The following is a 20290-nucleotide window of genomic DNA, read 5'->3' as shown; positions in this document are numbered from 1 at the left end:
ATGGAGGATATAGGATTAGTGGAAGAGAATGTATATCAGTGGATGAATAGATTAGTAAAGGACGGATTATTTTTGAAGAAAATATCTATTATTATAAGTGCATTTATATTATTGATTGCATTAAGCTCGATTATATTTGTCGTGGTAAACAACTCTTCCGAATCCATCAGGAGTCCTGAGAACATTGAACTAAAAGAGTTGTCGAAAGGTAACAAAGTACAAGTGAACTTCTCGGAGAAACCCACGGTATTCGTATTTTTCACCTCATGGTGTCCCTATTGTAATGACGACGCTCCTAAGATTGTCTCATTGTATGAGAAATATAAAAATAGAGTGAACATATACGGAATCAATTTGCTTTATCAAGATGATCTTTCTGAAGTAGAAAAATATGTGGAGGATCACAATATTAATTATCCCGTTCTCTTAGATGAAACAGGCGATCTCCATAAACATTTTGGTGAACAAGCTTTTCCTGCGTTGTTTTTTATGAACTCTGATGGCAAGGTTATGGATCAAATTATTGGCTCGACTGATTTTGACGCTATTGAGAGCTCGTTTAAGATTTTCATAAAAAACTATGATTAGTGTGAGATATATGAAATCAAAGAAACCCATAATTATCACCGCATTTCTTTCCTTTTTACTTCTGTTGCTGATTGTAGTTTGGAATCGTTGGAAAGTCAGGTTTAGTGGAGCTTATTGATGGATTAAATAATGGAAAAGAGTTCAAAACAATCTATAAATCAATCGAATCCCAAAGCTAGGAGGTTGAGATGAAGAAATTCATTATTGTAATTCTAGCCATAATTGCTTTATTGCCATTACATGGGGTCTCCGCGGATTGGGCCGGTTCGTTTGTTGTTTATTCAGGTGACATCTACGAAATATCAGACGATGAACTCATTCCCTCGGAAGAAATCGATAAGAAGATAGGGCATGTAACTAAATATTCCGATGAGGAAGGAACGTACAGGGGGAATTTCTCGAATATTTATCCTAAAGGTACGCCCTACTATTCAATTATCAATACCGATCCAAAAGATTACATTGCTATTAAGACACAAGAGGGTATCTTTGTAAAAGCTTATAATAAAGGCCATTATCCCAATGATGAATTGGTTGAAAAAACGATTTGGATGTATTTCTTATTGGGGACATCGGTTATCGTCTTATTAATAATTTGGATAATTAAGCGGAAGAAAGCAGTGTTGTAGCTAGAACGGCTTGGTGAAAAATTCAAGTTAGAAGGTGAATCAAGTGGATGAAGTAACAAATTTAATCAAAAAGTTATCCTGGGACACACCCGAAGAAGAAAAGAAAGAGGCAATAAAGAAGTTACAACATATAGAGGACGAAGATCTTCATTTGTTACTGCAACCTATATCAAAAGACTATTGGGATGGAGCGGCTGAAACAGTCATACGTTTAGGATATCCACGTGTGAAAAGCATATTGCCGGGTTTACTTGAATGGATACAAGATAGGAATTGGCCAGGCGCGGGGGAAATAGCTGATTTTTTACTTGAAATAGGGGATCCGGTGATTCCATATGTTAAAGATGTACTAAATCAACACAGTGATGATCAAGAATGGGTGTACTGGATTTTTGAAGTATTAATTAATCATTGGAATACGGCACAAGTCCTACAGATACAAGCAGAATTAATTAAGATTTCACAGGAAAAAGCCAATGACCTTTCGGCATTAAGAACCTTATTAACTCACGGTATATACGCAAAAGATGTGGTCTGTGAAATAATTGAATGTAAAAAAGATGTCATTGCTTTTGAACTCAAGGAACTTCACGATACTCATCCTGAAATTGATTGTGAAGCTCTTGAAAAAGAATTCAATGAAATAATCATCAAGCAGCCTAATTTGATTAAATCATTTTATGAGCACAATAAAGAACGTTTTTTTATATGTAATGCGATATCTAACCCCCAAGAAGTTTTAAGAGAAATAGAGATTTTCACAGCAGAGAGTCTTACTTAGTCAGTCTATATGAATTTAAATAAAGGAGACTTATCAGTGAACAACATCAAAGTGCTTCATTATGATGCGTTTTCTTCCTATCCGAACAAAGGAAATCCTGCGGGAGTAGTGTTAGAAGCTGATCATTTAAGCGAAAGTGAAATGCAATCCATAGCTCATAAGGTCGGATTTAACGAAACAGTTTTTGTAGTCTCATCAGATGTAGCTGATTTAAGGCTTAAGTATTTTACGCCAGGCCATGTGATCAATCTTTGTGGACATGCTACAATGGCATCTTTATTTGCTTTAAAAACAAAGGGTATCCTTGGAGAGGCTAGCTCGGTAAAGATCGAAACAAACGTGGGTGTGCTACCCATCCAATTCAGTATGGACAATAATAATCACTTACTAATAAAAATGAAGCAAGATCAACCGAAGTTTATTGAATTTAACGGCGATAGAGCGAAGCTTGCACACGCCATAGGTTTAACCCTTGATGAGATAGAAGAGGATCTGCCTATTGTTTATGGCTGTACTGGCGCATGGACTCTATTAGTCCCGATTAAGAGAATAGATAGCTTTAATAAAATGAAACCGATTAACTCGTTGTTTCCGGAGATTTTAACGCAGCTTCCAAAAGCATCTGTACACCCATTTTCACTCCAAACGCTTGATCAGCACGCTTTAATGCACGCCAGACATTTCTCATCTCCTTATTCAGGAACCGTTGAAGATCCAGTAACAGGTACAGCATCGGGAGCCATGGGGGCTTATTATTTAAAATATATTGATTCGCATTTGGACTTGATACAATTTGATGTGGAACAGGGATTGGAAATGGGTAGGGACGGCAAGGTGAACGTAGAAGTATATCGAAATGAATCCGGTGAAATGGATGTGTTTATTTCTGGAACTGCGGTGTTTGTGGAGGAGGTAGATTTATGGAGATGATAAAATATACTCATCTTGGAGTGTATGGAGTCTTAGTGAAGAAAGCTAAAGTATTACTAATTAAGAAAGCAAGAGGCCCTCATACGGGGAAATGGGACTTTCCAGGGGGCTCTATTGAGTTTGGAGAGGAGCCGTATGAGGCCCTTAAGAGGGAGTTTTGGGAAGAGACCGGAATTACAAGTTTAAAAGGATTGCTCCATGATTCCATTTCCTATACGTTAATTTATCCATACAGTGATACCCAGTTAGAAGAATTACACCATATAGGGATCATATATAATGTTTCATTGTTAGATGTGAACTTTGAGCTTAAGACCGATGGAGACGGACAAGACTCTGATGGGGCACAGTGGATAGAAATCAAACAACTAAACAATCTTGCTTTATCCCCTTTTGTGAAGAAAATAATGCTGGGTCATTATTAGAACTTTAATGATCTATGGAATGGAGGCAGCTTCATGATTGAAATTGATTGTTTGGGTGAAATTTGCCCAGTACCAGTAATGATGTTAAAAAAACATCAAAAAGCCATTCAGAAGGGTGAAAAGGTAATGCTAGTTACTGATCATAGCTGCGCGAAAGTTTCTATCACGGATTACTGTCGTGGTTCAAATCTAAAATGTTCCATTCAGGAAGTGATTAATGGAGTATGGGAAATTACGATTGAGGTTTAGGCTCAGCACAAAGTATCTATTAAGGTCTTTTCAATATATCTCACTAATTGTTTCGTATCGTTGTCACAGCGCTGATTTTGTTTCTTTATCATGTAGACATCGTTATTGACCTGGAACTGATCAATAGGAATGATCTTGAGTTGTTTACTATACAACTCTTTTTTTATGGACATATAAGGGAGAAAGGCGAGACCATGTCCTCTAATGGCAGCAAGCTTTACCGCCTCAAGAGAGTCTAGATTAAAGAGTATATCTAATTTAAGCTCGCCCACTGACACGGCATTCAAAGCCCTTTGCACACAATGAAGCTGTGAGGACCAGATTAAAGGATAATTGGAGAGCTCAGTCAATGTGATTTTATCAGGGCAAACGGTCGTATTGCTTGCCACCAACATAACTTGATCTGAAAATACCATATGTGAGCTTAATTCGGATTTTGGAGAAGGACCGGAAATAAACCCGACATCACCTTCTTCAAGAAGTAAACGTTCTTCTACTAAGGACGATGCCCCTTCATTTAAAGTGATATGGCAATTGGGAAAATGTTTTTTCACCTCATACAAGGTACAAGGGAGAGCATAATTACAAACCTCTGGAATTGCATAAATAGACAGCTCTTGTTGTGTTGGCTGTAAATGATTGATCTCTGTAACCATATCATCATACAATTTACAGATTTGCTCCACGTACTTCTCCGCAATAATCCCTGCTTCGGTTAGGCTAGCGCCTTTATTACTTCTCACAAAAAGTTCAGAACCCAGGGTATTCTCACATGATTTCAACTGCTGACTAAGTGCGGATTGGGTGATATGAGATTTCTGAGCGGCTTTAGAAATACTTTTTAACGATGCGATATCTAAAAATAATTTAAGCGTTTCCATATTCATACTTATTCCTCCTGTTGCCCGCTGTTAGTGCACACTATAGCATACTTGATTACGCTCCATCTGTGCCATTAGTAACACTTATACAGCATAAAGAAAGCCGATAACCACAGCCCGAATAAGTATGTTACTATTTTCACATAGTCAATTCAATAAAAACGATGGAGGTGTTAGACTATGGGGCAAACCGTAAGTCCCGAAACGAGATCAACCCGAACCAGAGCTCCTAGAAAACCTAAAAAGAGTCAGTTGCCCATCGCGTTGCTGGTCACAGCTCTCATTATTGGGTTTGGTTTTTTCCTAGACCATTCCCACGATAAAATGGTTGTCTACCTGCTTTTCGGTATTTCGTTTGGCGTTATTTTGCAAAGATCACGTTTCTGCTTTACTGCATCACTTAGAGATCCCTGTATTACAGGCAGCACTTCAGTTACAAGAGCGGTTCTGATTGCTTTTTCCCTTGCAACCATCGGATTTACAGCGATTAAGTACCCAGCGTTTCTGGAAGGTAAACCGATTCCTGGGATGGATAATGTGGGTCAGATCAGCTTGGCTTTGATCATTGGTGCTGTATTATTCGGAATTGGCATGGTTATCGCGGGTGGATGCGCTTCGGGTACATTGATGCGTGTAGGTGAAGGATTCACGATGCAGATGCTTTCACTTGTGTTTTTTGTCATTGGTTCACTTTGGGGATCACATGATATGGGTTGGTGGAGAGCTAACGTTATAAAGGATGCACCAACTGTATTTTTGCCTGATGTATTCGGTTGGCTTGGAGCACTGGTTGTTCAGTTCCTGATTATTCTTCTGTTGTACATCGCTGCAGTTAAATGGCAAGAGAAAAAGATGGGAAGCGCAGATTAGTTTAAATTATTACGTGAATATTTTCACTATTGTTATTCCAAAAAAATATAAAGGTGGTTTTTAAAATGGCTGAATTTACACTTGATTGCATGGGAGAAGCTTGTCCGGTTCCGTTAATGAGAACAGAAAAGAAAATGACTGAACTCAATGTAGGTGATGTACTAGTAGTAGCTATTGATCATAGCTGCGCAATGAAGAACGTTCCTGAATGGGCGAGAAAACAGGGACATAATGTGGAAATCGAAGAGGTTGATGATGGCGAGTGGGAAGTTGTTATTGAGAAGGTAAAATAAGATCGGTTACTAGGAAAGGACGGTGAAGGAAACGGTGAACGAATTCTGGTTGAAGATATCGTCTAACCGCTTTTATAAGCGCTTGCTCAAAGAACCGTTTACTTATGTAACTGGAGCTGTACTACTCGCTGTGTTCGCTACAGCACATCTGGCTGTTTTCTCTAAAGGATGGGGAGTAACTAGCGCTTTTGCAGATTGGGGAGCTTGGTTGTATCGATTAGCAGGCGGAAATGTAGATCAATGGGCATATTTTAGTTCGGAAAAAGCACAAAAAACATTATCTTCTGGATTTTTGAATGATGGTGGTTCGATTCGCAATCTAGGGATAATATTAGGTGCTTTAGCAGCGACTTTATTTGCTTCCGAATTCAAGCTGAAGAAAATTAAGTCCAAAAAGCAGGTTGTAGCAGCGGTACTTGGTGGGTTGCTCATGGGGTACGGAGCTAGACTGGCTAATGGATGTAATATTGGTGCATTGTTTACGGCTATAGCTTCTTTATCGCTTTCAGGATGGATATTTGGATTGTTCCTGCTGGTTGGCGCATTTATAGGCAGTAAATTATTAGCCAAATTCTTTATGTGAAAGTGAAATAGGCTGAGCTTGTAGCGCTGACGAGAGTCAGCCTATTTTATTAAGGCACAGACTCACAGGAGGGACAAAAGGAATGGAAAAGAAGACAGAACAGTATGATGTCGTCATTATCGGTGGCGGGGCTGCTGGTTTAACAGCAGGAATCTATTGTGGACGTGCAAAATTAAAGACTCTTCTCTTGGAAAAATCACTGGTAGGTGGTCTTGCCACTTATACTAATGAAATAGAAAATTATCCTGGTTTTCCTGAAGGAACGACCGGTACAGACCTTATGGGATTATTTCATAAACAAGCTAAGAAATTTGGTGTGGATTTTAAAATGACAGATGTAAAATCTGTTTCGGTAGCGGAAGATATTAAGGTAGTGGAGACCTTCCGGGTTCGTTATGAGTGCAAGGTCATTATCATAGCTAGTGGGGGGAAACCAAGAATTACCGGGGCGGCTAATGAAGATATGTTCTTATATGATAAAGGAATTTCTTTCTGTGCAACCTGTGACGCTGCAGCAAATACGGGAAAGACGGTTATGGTTGTTGGCAGTGGTGATGCAGCTATTGAAGAAGGAATGTTTCTGACCAAGTTTGCAGATAAAGTAATCGTTTCTGTTATGCATGATCATGGGAAAATGGATTGTAATGAAATTGCCAGAACGCAGGCACTAGAAAACCCTAAAATGGAATTCATGTGGAATACGGTGGTAAGTTCTTTCGAAGGTGAGGAGCGTTTAAATTCCGTCGTCCTGACAAATTTAAAATCTAATGAACTGCAAAACGTAAAGGTTGATTCATGTTTCTTATTTATTGGATATACCCCGAACACAGAAATTTTATCAGGTGTAGTTGAGTTGAATCGAAATGGATATGTCCTAGTCAATGAAAAAATGGAAACAAATATACCTGGTGTGTTCGCTGCAGGCGATGTATGTGATAAGTTCCTTAAGCAAGTGGCTACAGCTGTCGGTGATGGTGCCATTGCAGGGTATGGTGCGGAGAAGTATATTTCTGAATGTGAGACCTATGAACATCAAATTCTAAATCAAGGAAAACCATCCGTTGTTTATTTATGGAATGCAACTGATCCTTCTTGCCGGGAGCTATTACCACTCTTTGAGGCGTTTGAACATTCCCATACTGAGATCAGGGTCACAAAGGTAGACGTATATAAGTCACCCGGACTTGCTGCCAAGCTGGGAATAGATTCAGTACCATCCATAGTTTATCTAGATGATGGAAAGATCCAAAGGGTAATTACAGAGAAGATAAGTGATGAAATATTGAATGCTCTTACGAATTGATGAACAAAGCCACATGCAGATAACTCTGTATGTGGCTTTTTTTTCAACAAGCTTAAGTAATGTTGGACGAGCTATTTCAAGAAAGTGTCAAAGTATCAATAATAGTTGTTTTGTCATATACCTTTGAAAGCGCTTAGATATTAAGATTAATTCATAAGATAGCAAATCAACGGAGGGAGAGTAGAGGAGAACCAAGGCTGCAAAAAGAGAGAAAGCCATGAAAGATGCTTTATTATAAGAATCTAGGTTTAGGAGGACTTACATATGGCGAACGCAAGCGTCGCACCAGACAAGACATCAAGACCGAATCTCGGCAAGCATCGGACCAGCGGGATAAGACGCTTTTTTAAGCAAATAGATCTGCAGCTTATGGTATTGCCAGCACTTGTTTTAGTTTTTATTTTTGCCTATATCCCCATGTATGGTATTCTGATCGCTTTTCAAGACTACAAGTTAGGTAATAGCTTTATTAGCAGTGATTGGGTTGGATTAAAGCACTTTATTTACTTCTTTAATGCTCCTGAATTTGAAGTGGTTATGAAAAATACAATCATAATCAGCTTGCTGAAATTTTGTTTTGGATTTCCTGCACCGATTATTTTGGCGTTAATGCTGAACGAAGTTCGTAAGATGTTCTTTAAACGGGTTATTCAGACCGTTACATACTTGCCTCACTTCTTATCTTGGGTGGTTATCGGCTCGATGGTTACCTCGATGCTCTCCGTAGATAATGGCAGTATAAATATGCTGCTTGAGAAATTGAGATTTATTGATGAACCGATTAACTTCCTGTCTATGACCGAATATTTCTGGGGCATTTTAGTCACAACCAATGTGTGGAAGGAAATTGGATTTGCTTCGATCGTTTACTTAGCTGCCATTGCTGGTATTGATCCGCACTTATACGAAGCTGCTTCGATGGATGGTGCGAGTCGTTTTAAACAGATATATTTGATTACGTTGCCTTCCATTATGCCAGTTGTGATCATCTTTATGATTCTGGCGATCGGTAATCTGGTGAATGCAGGATTTGAAGATATTTTGATCCTTGCTTCCAATCCGGCTCTACGAGAGGTATCAGATTCAGTTGATGTATATGTTGTACGTGTCGGTATAGATAACTTCAGGTACTCCTATGCGACTGCTATCGGATTGTTCAAGGCCGTTATCAGTGTGACATTACTTACCTTTGCAAATTTCATTGCCAGAAGAGCGGGAAACAGCTTGTGGTAATGAATTACTCAATATAGGGGGACTGAATTATGAAACGTACTAACATAGGAGACCGATTGTTTATTGGATTCATATATGTATTCTTGACCTTACTGGCATTCTCCGCGTTTTATCCATTTTGGAATTCACTTGTGATTTCTTTTAATGAGGGGATGGATACTTCCAAAGGCGGAATTACTTTCTGGGTCCGTGAGTTCACGCTTGAGAATTATAAGATCGTATTTGAAGATTCTCGTTTAATGGGTGGATTCGTCATTGCAACATTGCGGACGGTAATTGGTACAGTAACAGCGATATTGGCCACTTCGATATTTGCTTATGGGATGTCGAAGCGCGAACTAATGGGTCGCAAATACTACATGATTATGTGTATCATTACAATGTATTTCGGTGGGGGACTCATTCCGTCATACATGCTTATCAGAAGTTTAGGCCTCTTCAACTCATTTTGGGTGTTTATTATTCCTGCACTTGTCAGCGTATGGAATATGATCATATTCCGGACCTTCTTCCAAGGTCTTCCGCAAGGTTTAGAGGAGTCAGCAAAGATTGATGGCTGCGGATACTGGGGAACTTTTCTCCGCATCGTACTTCCCTTGTCAGGGCCTGTCATCGCAACATTATCGTTGTTCACAGCAGTCAATCACTGGAATGAGTGGTTCGTAGCGAGTATTTACATTACGAAAGAGGAGTTAATGCCGATTCAGACCATCTTGAGACAGATATTGTTCTCTAATATTGCTTCAGAACAGCTGTCTAATGTAGATGCAAGTTCCATTGCTCATATTAACTCAGCCAAGAAAATAACGTCGAAGTCGTTAACGATGGCTACGATCATGGTTGCAACCATTCCGATTGTATGTGTATACCCATTCCTACAAAGATTCTTCGTTAAAGGGGTCTTAGTCGGATCATTGAAAGAGTAGGATGATAGAATGAGATGGGGTTTAGAGCGTATTGCTTTGAACATAGATTACAAATTGAAAGGGGAAAATACATTGAAGACTAAGAGAAAGATGCTTCTCGGAACGTTGTCTACCTTGCTATTGTCGACTGTAGTGGCGGGTTGTAGTGGCAACAATTCAAGCGCTCCAGCTGCAACTGCTGAACCAGCGAAAGAAGGAGGAACAGCGGTTAACACAGCAACTGAAGCTCCTGCGGCTGATTTGTATGAGTTAGGGAAAGAACCGCTTGAAGTATCATTCTACGGAAACTACGGCTGGTATCAAATGCCGAAATGGGGCAAAGATGCTGCTTCTAAATGGATTTTAGATAATTTGAAAATTAATGTCACTGGCATTAGCTCCGGTGGTAATAATGCTCAGAAGCTGCAAACGATGATCGTTGGTAATGAGCTACCGGATATTGTATGGACTGAGAAAGGTGCTGACGTAGAGCGTCTTCGTCAAGCAGATATGCTAGTTCCTTTGGATGAATACATTGATAAATATCCAAACTTTAAAAAGTACTTAACAGCTGGACATTTGGAATTGCTTCGTTCTCCTGATGGGAAAATCTATCAGCTGCCGAATTATTATACAACACAGCCAAACGGTAATGCCGGTTATGCGATCAATAAGAAAATTTACAAAGAACTCGGTTCTCCTAAGCTAGAGACTACGGATGATTTGTATGCTTACTTAAATGCTGTTAAAGCGAAGTTCCCAGATGTTATTCCGTTTGAGACTGGCTTAGCGAAAGATGGTAACGGTATTGACCAGTTGTTCTCCTCTTTTAAAGAGAATAACCTTTCGTTTACTAGAATATATGCTGTACCTGATGGCGATAAAATGGCTTCCATTTACAAAGATGAAGGGTTCCGTGAGTCCGTTGTCTTTGGTGCTAAATTAATGCGTGAGAAGCTTATGACACAGGATGCGAATACCCAAACAGAAGACCAGATTAGAGAGAAAGCGATGAATGGCAAGTTCGCTGTGATTGCGACATTCGATCCGATGAAGTTGCTCGCTACTGCTGATGAAGAGATGAAGAAGAAAAATCCGGAAGACGGTTATATGTTTATTAAACCAATCTACAAACCGGGCTTGGATCAAAGTAAGATTACTCCGGGAACGTACAATCAGCTAGGTTGGAACGTTGCTACAATTACTAAAAACGCTAAAAATCCAGAAGCTGTATTCGCTATGCTTGACTGGATGACAGGTCCAGAAGGTTCTATGGTTCTTAACTGGGGTCCTCCAGGACCAGATGCTTACTGGGATGGATTTGAAGCAGATGGCCTTACTCCTAAATTTAATAAAGAAAAATATCTAAATGAGCCAGAAGCACTGTCTGAAATTAGCGGCAAGGCCGGTGACTTGGTATGGGTAGGAAATACAGTTTTCTTGGATAATACGAAGAAAATGATGTTGCAAACACTTCCAGCTGACAAAATTGACTTTAGTAACCGTTGGCAGATGGAAGTAACTTGGGCTTCACAAGGCGACTTTACAGAGTTCCTGAATTGGGATCCGGCTCCAGACAGTGAAGAAGGTATTATCAGACAAAGTGTCAGAGATATCTGGTTAACTGCTAGAGCGAAATCAATGTATGCGAAGACCGATGCAGAAGCATTAGCCATTCTTGACAAAGCACATGATGATTCCATGAAGGTTGGTTATGAGAAATTCCTTGATTATGTTACAAAAGTATGGACAGAAAACAAGAAAGCTTTAGGAAAATAATAATTAGTAATACGAAGGTTTGCTACTAGGCAAGCCTTCGTTTTTACGTTGTATTCTGATGACTCATTGTTTATAGGCTGTTAGACAAATTTATGAATGGTATACTGGGAAAGAGTAATGGTAGAATTTACAGGGACAGATTTATGCATTTCAAAGGGGGACTTGTTGATGTACAACGTATTATTAGTAGACGATGAGATGTTGGATCTAGAAGGTATGAGACAATTCATTCCTTGGAATGAGCTTGGTATGGAAGTTGTGGAGGCAGCAAATAACGCGTTTACCGCGTGCGATATTTTAGATCAGCATGTTATTGATATTATCGTAAGTGATGTGAATATGCCGAATATGTCGGGCCTTGAGCTGGCTCGAATTGCCATAGAGAAAAAAAAGGATATACGCGTGATATTTGTAAGCGGTTACCAAGATTTTAGTTATGTTAAGCAAGCCCTGTCACTAAAGGCATATAGTTACGTCCTTAAGCCGATGGATGATAGTGAACTCATTGCTGCACTTCAGAAAGTAAGGCAGGATTTAGACGATGAACGTAAACGCCGTGATGTTGAAGAAGCCTATCAGCATATGATTCCAATGGCCAAAAATGATTTGTTGATACGCTTATTCGAAGGGGAATGGGAAGGGGAAGAGGGTAGCCAGGCCGGAATGTTGTCGCTTGTGAAGTCATACGGTCTGGATAAGCTGAATTGGCCTGTTCGTGTAGCTGTCTTGGAGCTTGACTACTTCAACTGGCTTCAAGGACAGGATAATCTATCTAAACATCAAATGGCTAAGGACTTCCTTTATGAAGTGAATAGAATAGGTCAGAAGCACGGAATGCCACATTGCTACAAGGTATCGTCCTATCGGATTGCATTATTGATTAACGAGCAGGAAATGGAAAAGTTCACTGAGGATATTTATGCCTCGATTCGTGCGAAGTTTCCAGTCACAATGACTGTTGGTGTAGGCAAACCAACACTTTCTATGGAACAGATTCATATCTCCTATCGACAAGCTATGGAAGCTGTGGACGGAAAAATGTTTATTGGTAAAGGTAATCTTATAATGTATGAGACCGTTAGCAGTGAACCAGGGATGATCGATGCTCGTATGTTAGATACCCGTATGGATACGCTGTTTAAAGCGGTGAAAGAGTATGAGTTAGTTCTTATTTATGATGAGATCGACAAGCTGTTCCGCTCTGTAAGTAGTTTAAGATCCAAATTCACTATTCATAATCTGGCAATGTATATCATTTGGAAGCTGGATCAGCAGTTAAAGGATGTTAGTGAGGATTTATTTGAAATTTTAGGTATGGAGATACATAGTTTAGATGTTCTACACCAATTTGATACGATCAGTGATATTCGCTCGTGGCTCGTACTCAAAACGTTTGAGATCTCCGAGTACCTGCGTAGTAAATCAGATTCAGTGAATCATAAATTGATTAGAGAAATCATCCAGACGATGCAGGACAGAATGAGCGATAACTTTACGCTTAAAGATATAGCGCAGCAGTTCTCTTTCTCCCCTAACTATTTGGGCTATCTATTCAAAGAGGAAACAGGGAAAACGTTCAGTGAAGTACTTACACAGCTTCGAATGGATCAAGCAGGCAAGCTTTTAAAAGATCCGACCTGCAAAATCTATGAAATCGCTAGCAAGGTAGGCTATCGGTATCTCCCTTATTTCAGCAGACAGTTCAAAGAGGCTTATGGTATGACACCTATGGAGTATCGCAAGCGTGACAAGTGATGGGGGATGATTGTTCTATGAAAATACGAAGAAGACATAAGTATGTGCCGATTGGGTACAAGTTAATGCTGACATATATGTTTTTTATTATTATTCCTATATCCTTGATAGGGTTCGTCTCTCATTCCATGTATAATGATTCATTACGCGAACATATCAATACGAATATTAAAGGAACGTTATTGCAGATTCGTGACAATATTGATTATAAAATGGACGAAGTTACTCGAATATCAACGCAATTATACAGTGACTTTGATTTTTATCGAAATCTTCGGAGCTATGAGGAAGGCTGGGAAAATTACGATCGGATGTCTAAGAAGGTGCTGCCGAAGCTTGACGTAGCGATTCAATCTACAGGTGTGAAGATAGGGATGTCACTATTCTTAAAGAATGAATCGATCCCTGAGATCTATTCGAATTCACTTGAGGGTTATTTGGACAATAGTAGCTTTTATCATCTCTACCACATGAAACGGATTGAAGATAAGTCCTGGTATTATGATTTTCCAACTGAAAAATACGCTGAAACTATGAAATGGTGGCAGATCGAGAGCGATGTAGAGAATAATAGGATCTCGTTGCTCCGTAGATTAATTGATACATACGAGCCTCTTAAGCCTAAAGAGATTGGATTCCTGCGGATTAATGTAAGGATTCAGGATCTATTTGACAGTGTCAATTATACGAAGATAGGAAAAGGAAGTAACCTAATTATAAAGAACGAGTTTGGAAGAACGATGTATCAATCGGGTGAACTACCGGAGAACTATACCAATGAAACAGAGCCAAATAAAGATTACCTGACGATTAAAGAAACAATTATGGTTGCTAACCAAGCCTGGCAATTAATTGCACTTGTTCCGATTACAATTCTTGAAAAGGATGCAATGAAGGTACGTTTGTTTATTATTCTAATGTGTCTCATATGCTGTGTGGTCTTTAGCTTCGTGGGCATATTTATATCCCGATATTTTTCAATTCGGATTAATAAGTTCGTATATGTGCTTAATGCCTATCGAGAAGGTGATCTTCACAAGCGTATAAAATATCGAGGGAAGGACGAATTCTCTCAAATAGCAACCGCGCTGAATGATATGGGTGAGAATATTGATATGTTGATTAAAGAGGTATATCTGACGCAGCTCCAAAAGAAGGAAGCGGAGCTTGAAATCCTACAATCGCAAATCAATCCACATTTCCTGTACAATACTTTGTCGTCTATTATTCAATTAGCCAAGTTTGGTCAAAATGAGAAGCTGCAGAAGATGGTACTGGAATTAGCGAAGTTTTACCGTTTAACGCTTAATGAAGGCCGTACGATGATTCCGGTTCCAACTGAAATTGAGCAAGCAAACGCCTATTTAGAAATCCAGAAAATTAAATATGGTGACCGCTTGGAGGTTATGTTTGATTTTGATACAGAGATCTGGCCTTATGAAACCATTAAACTGATTCTACAACCCTTTATCGAGAACGTGCTGAAGCATGCTTGGTGCGGTGATCACATCCATTTACGGATTGTAGGACGTAAGGAAGGCGATAATATACTCTTCCGTATCATTGACGATGGTATAGGCATCAGACAAGAGCGTATTGATCAAATTTTTGATTCTAAGGGACATACAAATACAGGTTATGGTGTCCGTAATGTGGATCAACGGATTAAACTGCAATATGGACCCGAGTATGGCGTAAGTATTTTTAGTCGTGTGGGAATTGGAACATCGGTTCAGATCCTGATTCCTGCCAAAAAAAGAAAGTAAGTCGGTATTAGTATTGAAGTGATGAAAAGGGGTCATTAAGCTAGTTATCGCTAGCTTAATGACCCCTTTGATTATTCAAGTGATCGTTAGAAACCTTTGTATTGAGGTTCTTCTGACTCTAATTCGGTTACCCGATTTTCAACCTGTGTAACGATTTGTTGCGTTTGCTCAGCTGCGTTTGTGAATAAAGTTTTTGCACTTTCGTTTTGTGTTTCAAGTGCAAATTGCTCCAAGCTCGCTTGAGCGCCTTTTAAAGAAGATAAACATGTTTTAACTTGTGAGGCTACTGTCATTAGGTTTCTCTCCTCTGTTTTTAGTTTCTAGCATGACGTTTCCTATTGTCCTCAACCGTTACTTTAGTTATGCAGGAAAAAAATAGAAGCATTACACGTCAACAAATTTCCATAAATAGGTAGTCCATTTCAGGATTGAATGGACCTTTTTTGACAAATAATGAGTGTTAATAAACAAGTGTTGATTTAAAAAAAGGAGGAAAATTGTGATGCCGGAGTGGTTGGAGGTTGTAGTACGAACACTCTTTGCTGTGGTTGTGCTTTTCTTTTTAACTAAATTACTGGGGAAGAGACAAGTATCGCAGCTTTCGTTCTTCGAGTATATTACGGGGATAACCGTCGGCAGCATAGCCGCCTATATTTCTCTGGATACGGATAAGTATTGGCATTTAGGTATCATTGCACTGATTGTATGGGTCGCCTGTTCTTTAGGAATTGAATGGCTTCAGATGAAGAGTAAAAAAGCAAGAGATTTCATTGACTTTAAGTCCACAGTTCTTATAAAGGACGGGAAAATACTCGAAGATCATATGAAAAAGGAACGTTTAACAACAGATGAATTATTGGAAGAGCTACGTAAAAAGGATGTATTCAATATATCTGAAGTGGAATTTGCGATTATGGAGTCTGATGGAGCGATTAATGTTCTGCTTAAGAAGGAGTATCTCCCTCTATCGGCAAAAGACCTGGGTGTGAAGGTTGCCCCTCAGAAAGAGTCACAAGCCGTCATTATGGATGGAAAAGTATTAGATAAACCGTTAGATACCTTAAATCTGACTCGCAGCTGGCTTGATGGAGCGCTAGAGAAAATGGGGCTAACCGTCGAGAATGTATTTCTCGCTCAAGTTGATTCTTACGGAGAGCTGACGGTCGATTTGTATGCCGACAACTTTAAAGTTCCACAGCCACAAGATAAACCACAATTATATGCTTTGCTAAAAAAATGTGAAGCGGATCTGGAAATGTTCAGTTTGTCGACAGAAAATGAAAAAGCTAAAAAAATGTACGAACAATGCTCAGAGCAATTGCAAGCATCTTTGAAAGTGCTAAAGCCTTTAATCCAAAGTTGATGGGCTACAAACCTCATACCTAAAAGCAAGAAAGAACCGGTTTTTCGCATCGGTTCTTTTTTTCGTATATAGCTAAATGGAGTATGAAGAATAAACCTCGTAAACACTTGGCAAACTAAGCCAGATTCGCAAGTCACAACCCAGGAGGTATACAGCCTATGTCAGGAATTTTAGAAACCATTAAAGATCAACTGGAGGGATGTAGTGATGCGGTGTATCAATCCATTTCTGTTCATGGGCATACCTGTCTTTTGATCTATATCCCTTCCATCATCGATTCTAAGACACTTCATGAAAGTATTGCTTTGCCGCTAAAAACAGAAGCAGAAGCAAAGCTGGAATGGCCAGATTTTTTAGAACGGTTAGATCAAGGTGTTGTTTTTCCTATCCATTACCTCAAGGCATTTGACTTGCAGAAGATTGTAGATATGATCGTTGCTGGAAAAGTAGTGCTTTATATAGAGGATCTTCCTTATGTTTATTATTTTGAAATTACCCAATATCAAAAAAGATCAGTGACCGAATCACAAAACGAACTTGTAGTGATTGGTCCCCAAGAGGCTTTCATTGAAGATATTGAAACGAATCTCTCTTTGATTCGACATAAAATTAAACATCCGGATCTAAAAACCATTCATTATTCGATTGGTAAATATACAAAAACCGATGTGTATGTGGTCTACATTGAAGGACTTTACAAAAAAGAAGTTCTTGCTGAGATAAAGCAGAAGTTAACTGAAATAGATATTGACGGAATACTAGGGATTAGTTATATATCAGAATATCTAAGGGATGGTAACTTCACGCCATTTCCGTTATTTCAATATACAGAACGTCCAGATTCGGTGGCAGCTTCTTTAATGGAAGGCCGAATCGGAATCTTACAAGATGGCACACCTACTGCAATGCTCGCTCCGACATCTTTTTTCACCATGCTGCAATCCTCTGAGGATTATTACCAAAGCTTTTATGCAGCAAGCTGGATTCGTGTTGTTAGATTTCTGTTCTCAATCATATCCATGATTCTTCCATCACTTTATGTAGCGATTACAACCTTTCATCCTCAAATCATTCCACCAAACCTGTTAATTACAATTGCTTCAGCGAGAGAGAACATTCCTTTCTCAGCGCTTACCGAGGCTTTAATTATGGAGCTTACCTTTGAAGCACTTAGAGAAGCCGGGACTAGGATTCCAAAGCCTGTTGGACAGACGGTTTCAATTATTGGGGGTATCGTTATTGGTCAGGCTGCGGTCCAAGCAGGAATTGTATCTGCTCCAATGGTTATTGTTGTTTCTATTACTGGAATTGCCACCTACATCATTCCTCATTATGAGCTAGGTCTGACTTTCCGGCTACTTCGTTTTCCATTACTGGTTATGGGTGGAACAATGGGGCTGCTCGGGGTATATATTACAGCTTTTTTGATTTACGGACATTTAGCTAACTTAAGACCGTTAGGTGCTCCATATCTGCAACCCGTTGCCCCACTTGTGTTACAGGACTGGAAGGATACATTCGCTCGCTTTCCCTCGAACTTTATGAAGAAGCGCAGCAACCTTTATACAGATAGGAATAAAAGGAGACTGAAAGAGAAATGAGAATCCTGAAGACAGGAGTTATTATAATCTTGCTCATAAATATAACAGGCTGTTGGTCGACAAAGGTAGAACTGGATGAACTAACATTTGTATACGGAATGTTTATTGATGGAGGCAAAGAACCAGGTACTGTTGAAATTACGATTAACTCACCTTTGCCCAATCGTCTTAACGCAGCTGGACAACCTTCAAGTGGCGGTGCAGGAGACGGAAGCACTTACTCTACCGTTTCTAAGACCGCAGAAACGATTGCAGATGCCATGCTGTTAATTCAAAAAGACTTAACCCGTCAACTTAGTCTTGCTCAATTAAAAGTAATTGTCTTAGGGAAGACCTACGCTGAACAAGGAATCAGCGAACTACTATTATGGATTGAAAGAGAGCCAAGTCTTCCTCTGGGTGCTTTTGTTATGGCTAGTCCGGGAAGTGCAAAGGAGATGAGTACTTTAACACCTATTTACGAGCAAATACCCTCGGATGTACTAAGGAACTTTGGATCAGAGAGATATTTGTTTTCAACTACGATTAAGGATTGCATGTATGCAGAGGCATCCGGTGTTGGATTTGCTATAAACAATCTTTCATTTGGTAAAAAAGAAGAAACATCAAAAGATGGAAAGCCGGAATTCTGGGCAGGAATCCAAGGGGCAATGATGTTTCAAAAAGATAAGATGAAAGGAGTTCTTAAGCTTAAAGAGGGAAGGGCATTAGCTTGGGCGGCAGGCAGTCTTAAGCTGGCCGTTTACTCCGTCGATTGGGATGAGGGGAAAAGTGCCGCAAGTGTTGTATTTGTAAGCACAAAATCATCAAAAAAGTTAAATCAAACGGATAAGGGTCCTGTGTTTACTGTGAATTTAAAGGGGAAAGCAAGTGTGATTTATTTAAGGGATCCTAAGAATAGGGATACAGAGGAACTCGGTCAAATTATCATTGCGAAGCTTAAAGAGAAAGTCTCTGATAATCTTAACGAAGCTATTCGTAATACCCAAAAAGCAGGTGCCGATGTTCTGCAACTCGGATTGTTACTGGAATGGAACGATCCAAAGCAATGGAAGCAGCTTAGAGAGCGGTGGGAAAATTATTATGCTCTAGAGGCTGATATAAAAGTGAAGACAGATTTTAGCATTGTGGATTTTGGAACAGCAAAATAAGACGTTTAGAGGGAGAAGCTATGCAAACATCGAAATGGCAGCTGTTCCGTTTTTTCATTATTTTCTTCAGCTCCCAAGCCACTATTTTTTTGATTCCGACTCTAATTGCTACTTCATCCTATCAAGGCTGGATTGGTTTAATAGTGGGATCTTTATTAGGGTTAATATTATTGTGGTTTACTTTTCACGTCGGTATGCTGCGACCTAATCAAGCGTGGGTAAGCTTTGGACAAGATATCATAGGTAAATGGCCGCACAAGTTCATACTTGTTTTGCTGTTATGTTGGTGTATTTATTATGCATCCTATGATATTGAGAACTTTGTGTTATTCTTTGGTTCTAATTATTTGAGAGGAACTCCACCTCTGTTTATTCAATGTGTAATTGGGATAGTGATTATGTATACGGCAAGTTTAGGCTTTACAACGATAGCGTATATGGCGGATGGACTTTTTCTTATTTTTTTTATAACGATGATCATTTTATTTTATTTATTTCTCCCGAATGCCGACTTTAATATGCTACCCGCCTTCATTCATTATCATGATCCCGGGATTGCCCTGAAGGACTCTATTGTAGTCATGTCTTGGTTTGGAGAATGGATTGTCCTCTTGTTTGTTGTGCCCGATCTGAAGCTTGAAGCGAAGATGCTGAAAAGATTAATATTTACAGCGATATTTGTCTTAGTCACTGTCTTAATTGGTTGGTCGCTGACGATGATGAGTTTTGGTCCACATTTGGGTCGGGAACTGCAATATCCTTTCCTTGAACTGGTGCGCAGCGCCAAACAAGATAATCTGCTAGGCAATTCGGATCCGCTGTTAATTGGAATATGGTCGTCTTCTATGTTCATACACAGCTCATTCCTTATCTATGTAGCCTCGAGATGTGTATCTGGCTTGTTTAATACAAAAGCTAGAAAAATGTACATTCCCTTTTTAACAATAGCTTCAATAACGATAGCTTTTTTATATTCACGACACATAGGCAGTTATTATAAACACTATAATAGTTTTGCTATTGTTGTCATTTGGCTAATCGTTGAAAGCATCCCAATCTATTATGCCATCACGGCTTTCTTTCGATATCGGAATAAAACTGCGAAGTAAATGTAACCATGAGGGGGAAATTTAGGTTCTGCCTTTTTAATAGGCAGGGCCTTTTCTTGTGAATTATTTATTGGATACACTTTCTGTTATGATGAA

General features: G+C 39.3%; 21 protein-coding genes. 19 read left to right on the top strand and 2 right to left on the bottom strand.

The features are described 5' to 3' along the window. Nucleotides 1-18: 18 nt before the first annotated feature. The 6 genes from ACWNM1_RS16375 to ACWNM1_RS16350 all read left to right on the top strand — a co-directional run bounded on the left by ACWNM1_RS16375 (nt 19) and on the right by ACWNM1_RS16350 (nt 3602). Nucleotides 19-588, top strand: coding sequence for a TlpA family protein disulfide reductase (locus ACWNM1_RS16375; RefSeq protein ID WP_449601755.1), 570 nt, complete (start codon nt 19-21; stop codon nt 586-588). A gap of 188 nt (nt 589-776) precedes the next feature. Next, entirely contained in the window at nt 777-1217 is a 441-nt protein-coding gene (locus ACWNM1_RS16370) for a hypothetical protein (protein WP_449601754.1), read from the top strand. A gap of 43 nt (nt 1218-1260) precedes the next feature. Then, entirely contained in the window at nt 1261-1998 is a 738-nt protein-coding gene (locus ACWNM1_RS16365) for a DUF5071 domain-containing protein (protein ID WP_449601753.1), read from the top strand. A 36-nt stretch (nt 1999-2034) separates the two neighbouring features. Beyond that, complete coding sequence (locus ACWNM1_RS16360; protein ID WP_449601752.1) at nt 2035-2928, top strand: PhzF family phenazine biosynthesis isomerase; 894 nt, start codon at nt 2035-2037, stop codon at nt 2926-2928. After that, nucleotides 2919-3353: an NUDIX hydrolase gene (locus ACWNM1_RS16355; protein WP_449601750.1), complete on the top strand. Its 435-nt coding sequence runs from the start codon at nt 2919-2921 to the stop codon at nt 3351-3353. Before ACWNM1_RS16360 ends, ACWNM1_RS16355 begins: the two co-directional genes overlap by 10 nt. A gap of 33 nt (nt 3354-3386) precedes the next feature. Beyond that, nucleotides 3387-3602, top strand: coding sequence for a sulfurtransferase TusA family protein (locus tag ACWNM1_RS16350; protein WP_042187842.1), 216 nt, complete (start codon nt 3387-3389; stop codon nt 3600-3602). Nucleotides 3603-3604: 2 nt separating this feature from the next. On the opposite strand, the gene ACWNM1_RS16345 is transcribed toward ACWNM1_RS16350, so the two are convergent. Then, nucleotides 3605-4489, bottom strand: a complete 885-nt coding sequence (locus ACWNM1_RS16345) for a LysR family transcriptional regulator (protein WP_449601749.1) — start codon at nt 4487-4489, stop codon at nt 3605-3607. A gap of 174 nt (nt 4490-4663) precedes the next feature. Here ACWNM1_RS16345 and ACWNM1_RS16340 point away from each other — a divergent pair, with 174 nt between their 5' ends. The 9 genes from ACWNM1_RS16340 (at nt 4664) to ACWNM1_RS16300 (ending at nt 14970) form a co-directional block, all read left to right on the top strand. Then, the gene (locus tag ACWNM1_RS16340) at nt 4664-5353 is read left to right on the top strand and encodes a YeeE/YedE thiosulfate transporter family protein (protein WP_042187846.1); all 690 of its coding nucleotides are present in this window, start codon (nt 4664-4666) and stop codon (nt 5351-5353) included. A 65-nt stretch (nt 5354-5418) separates the two neighbouring features. Continuing rightward, nucleotides 5419-5646 carry a sulfurtransferase TusA family protein gene (locus tag ACWNM1_RS16335; protein WP_036678256.1) on the top strand — a complete coding sequence of 76 codons (228 nt, stop codon included), beginning with the start codon at nt 5419-5421 and terminating at the stop codon, nt 5644-5646. 22 nt (nt 5647-5668) lie between these two features. Further along, nucleotides 5669-6229: a YeeE/YedE thiosulfate transporter family protein gene (locus ACWNM1_RS16330; protein WP_262495494.1), complete on the top strand. Its 561-nt coding sequence runs from the start codon at nt 5669-5671 to the stop codon at nt 6227-6229. 82 nt (nt 6230-6311) lie between these two features. Beyond that, complete coding sequence (locus ACWNM1_RS16325; protein WP_449601748.1) at nt 6312-7532, top strand: FAD-dependent oxidoreductase; 1221 nt, start codon at nt 6312-6314, stop codon at nt 7530-7532. A 264-nt stretch (nt 7533-7796) separates the two neighbouring features. Continuing rightward, nucleotides 7797-8765, top strand: a complete 969-nt coding sequence (locus ACWNM1_RS16320; protein ID WP_042127372.1) for an ABC transporter permease — start codon at nt 7797-7799, stop codon at nt 8763-8765. Between the two features lie 29 nt (nt 8766-8794). Further along, a complete protein-coding gene (locus tag ACWNM1_RS16315) occupies nt 8795-9691 on the top strand; it encodes a carbohydrate ABC transporter permease (RefSeq protein ID WP_042127373.1) in 897 nt (298 codons plus the stop codon). Nucleotides 9692-9763: 72 nt separating this feature from the next. Further along, nucleotides 9764-11449 carry an extracellular solute-binding protein gene (locus ACWNM1_RS16310; RefSeq protein WP_449601747.1) on the top strand — a complete coding sequence of 562 codons (1686 nt, stop codon included), beginning with the start codon at nt 9764-9766 and terminating at the stop codon, nt 11447-11449. Nucleotides 11450-11617: 168 nt separating this feature from the next. Next, a complete protein-coding gene (locus ACWNM1_RS16305) occupies nt 11618-13204 on the top strand; it encodes a response regulator (protein ID WP_449601746.1) in 1587 nt (528 codons plus the stop codon). A gap of 17 nt (nt 13205-13221) precedes the next feature. Further along, entirely contained in the window at nt 13222-14970 is a 1749-nt protein-coding gene (locus ACWNM1_RS16300; protein ID WP_449601744.1) for a sensor histidine kinase, read from the top strand. Between the two features lie 86 nt (nt 14971-15056). On the opposite strand, the gene ACWNM1_RS16295 is transcribed toward ACWNM1_RS16300, so the two are convergent. After that, a complete protein-coding gene (locus ACWNM1_RS16295) occupies nt 15057-15263 on the bottom strand; it encodes a DUF1657 domain-containing protein (protein ID WP_036678243.1) in 207 nt (68 codons plus the stop codon). 209 nt (nt 15264-15472) lie between these two features. Between ACWNM1_RS16295 and ACWNM1_RS16290 the strand changes: the two genes are divergently transcribed. From ACWNM1_RS16290 to ACWNM1_RS16275, 4 genes are all read left to right on the top strand, one after another. Beyond that, nucleotides 15473-16333, top strand: coding sequence for a DUF421 domain-containing protein (locus tag ACWNM1_RS16290; RefSeq protein WP_234537026.1), 861 nt, complete (start codon nt 15473-15475; stop codon nt 16331-16333). A gap of 158 nt (nt 16334-16491) precedes the next feature. Next, entirely contained in the window at nt 16492-17934 is a 1443-nt protein-coding gene (locus tag ACWNM1_RS16285) for a spore germination protein (protein ID WP_449601743.1), read from the top strand. Further along, nucleotides 17931-19085 carry a Ger(x)C family spore germination protein gene (locus tag ACWNM1_RS16280; RefSeq protein WP_449601742.1) on the top strand — a complete coding sequence of 385 codons (1155 nt, stop codon included), beginning with the start codon at nt 17931-17933 and terminating at the stop codon, nt 19083-19085. The genes ACWNM1_RS16285 and ACWNM1_RS16280 overlap by 4 nt, the downstream gene beginning before the upstream one ends. A gap of 20 nt (nt 19086-19105) precedes the next feature. Next, on the top strand, nt 19106-20194 hold the full coding sequence (locus tag ACWNM1_RS16275; protein WP_449601741.1) for a GerAB/ArcD/ProY family transporter: 1089 nt from the start codon (nt 19106-19108) through the stop codon (nt 20192-20194). Nucleotides 20195-20290 lie beyond the last annotated feature (96 nt).

The sequence above is a fragment of the Paenibacillus sp. Marseille-Q9583 genome (assembly GCF_976954365.1).
The sequence above is the reverse complement of the archived record's forward strand: the minus strand, read 5'-3'. Positions and strand labels throughout refer to the sequence as shown.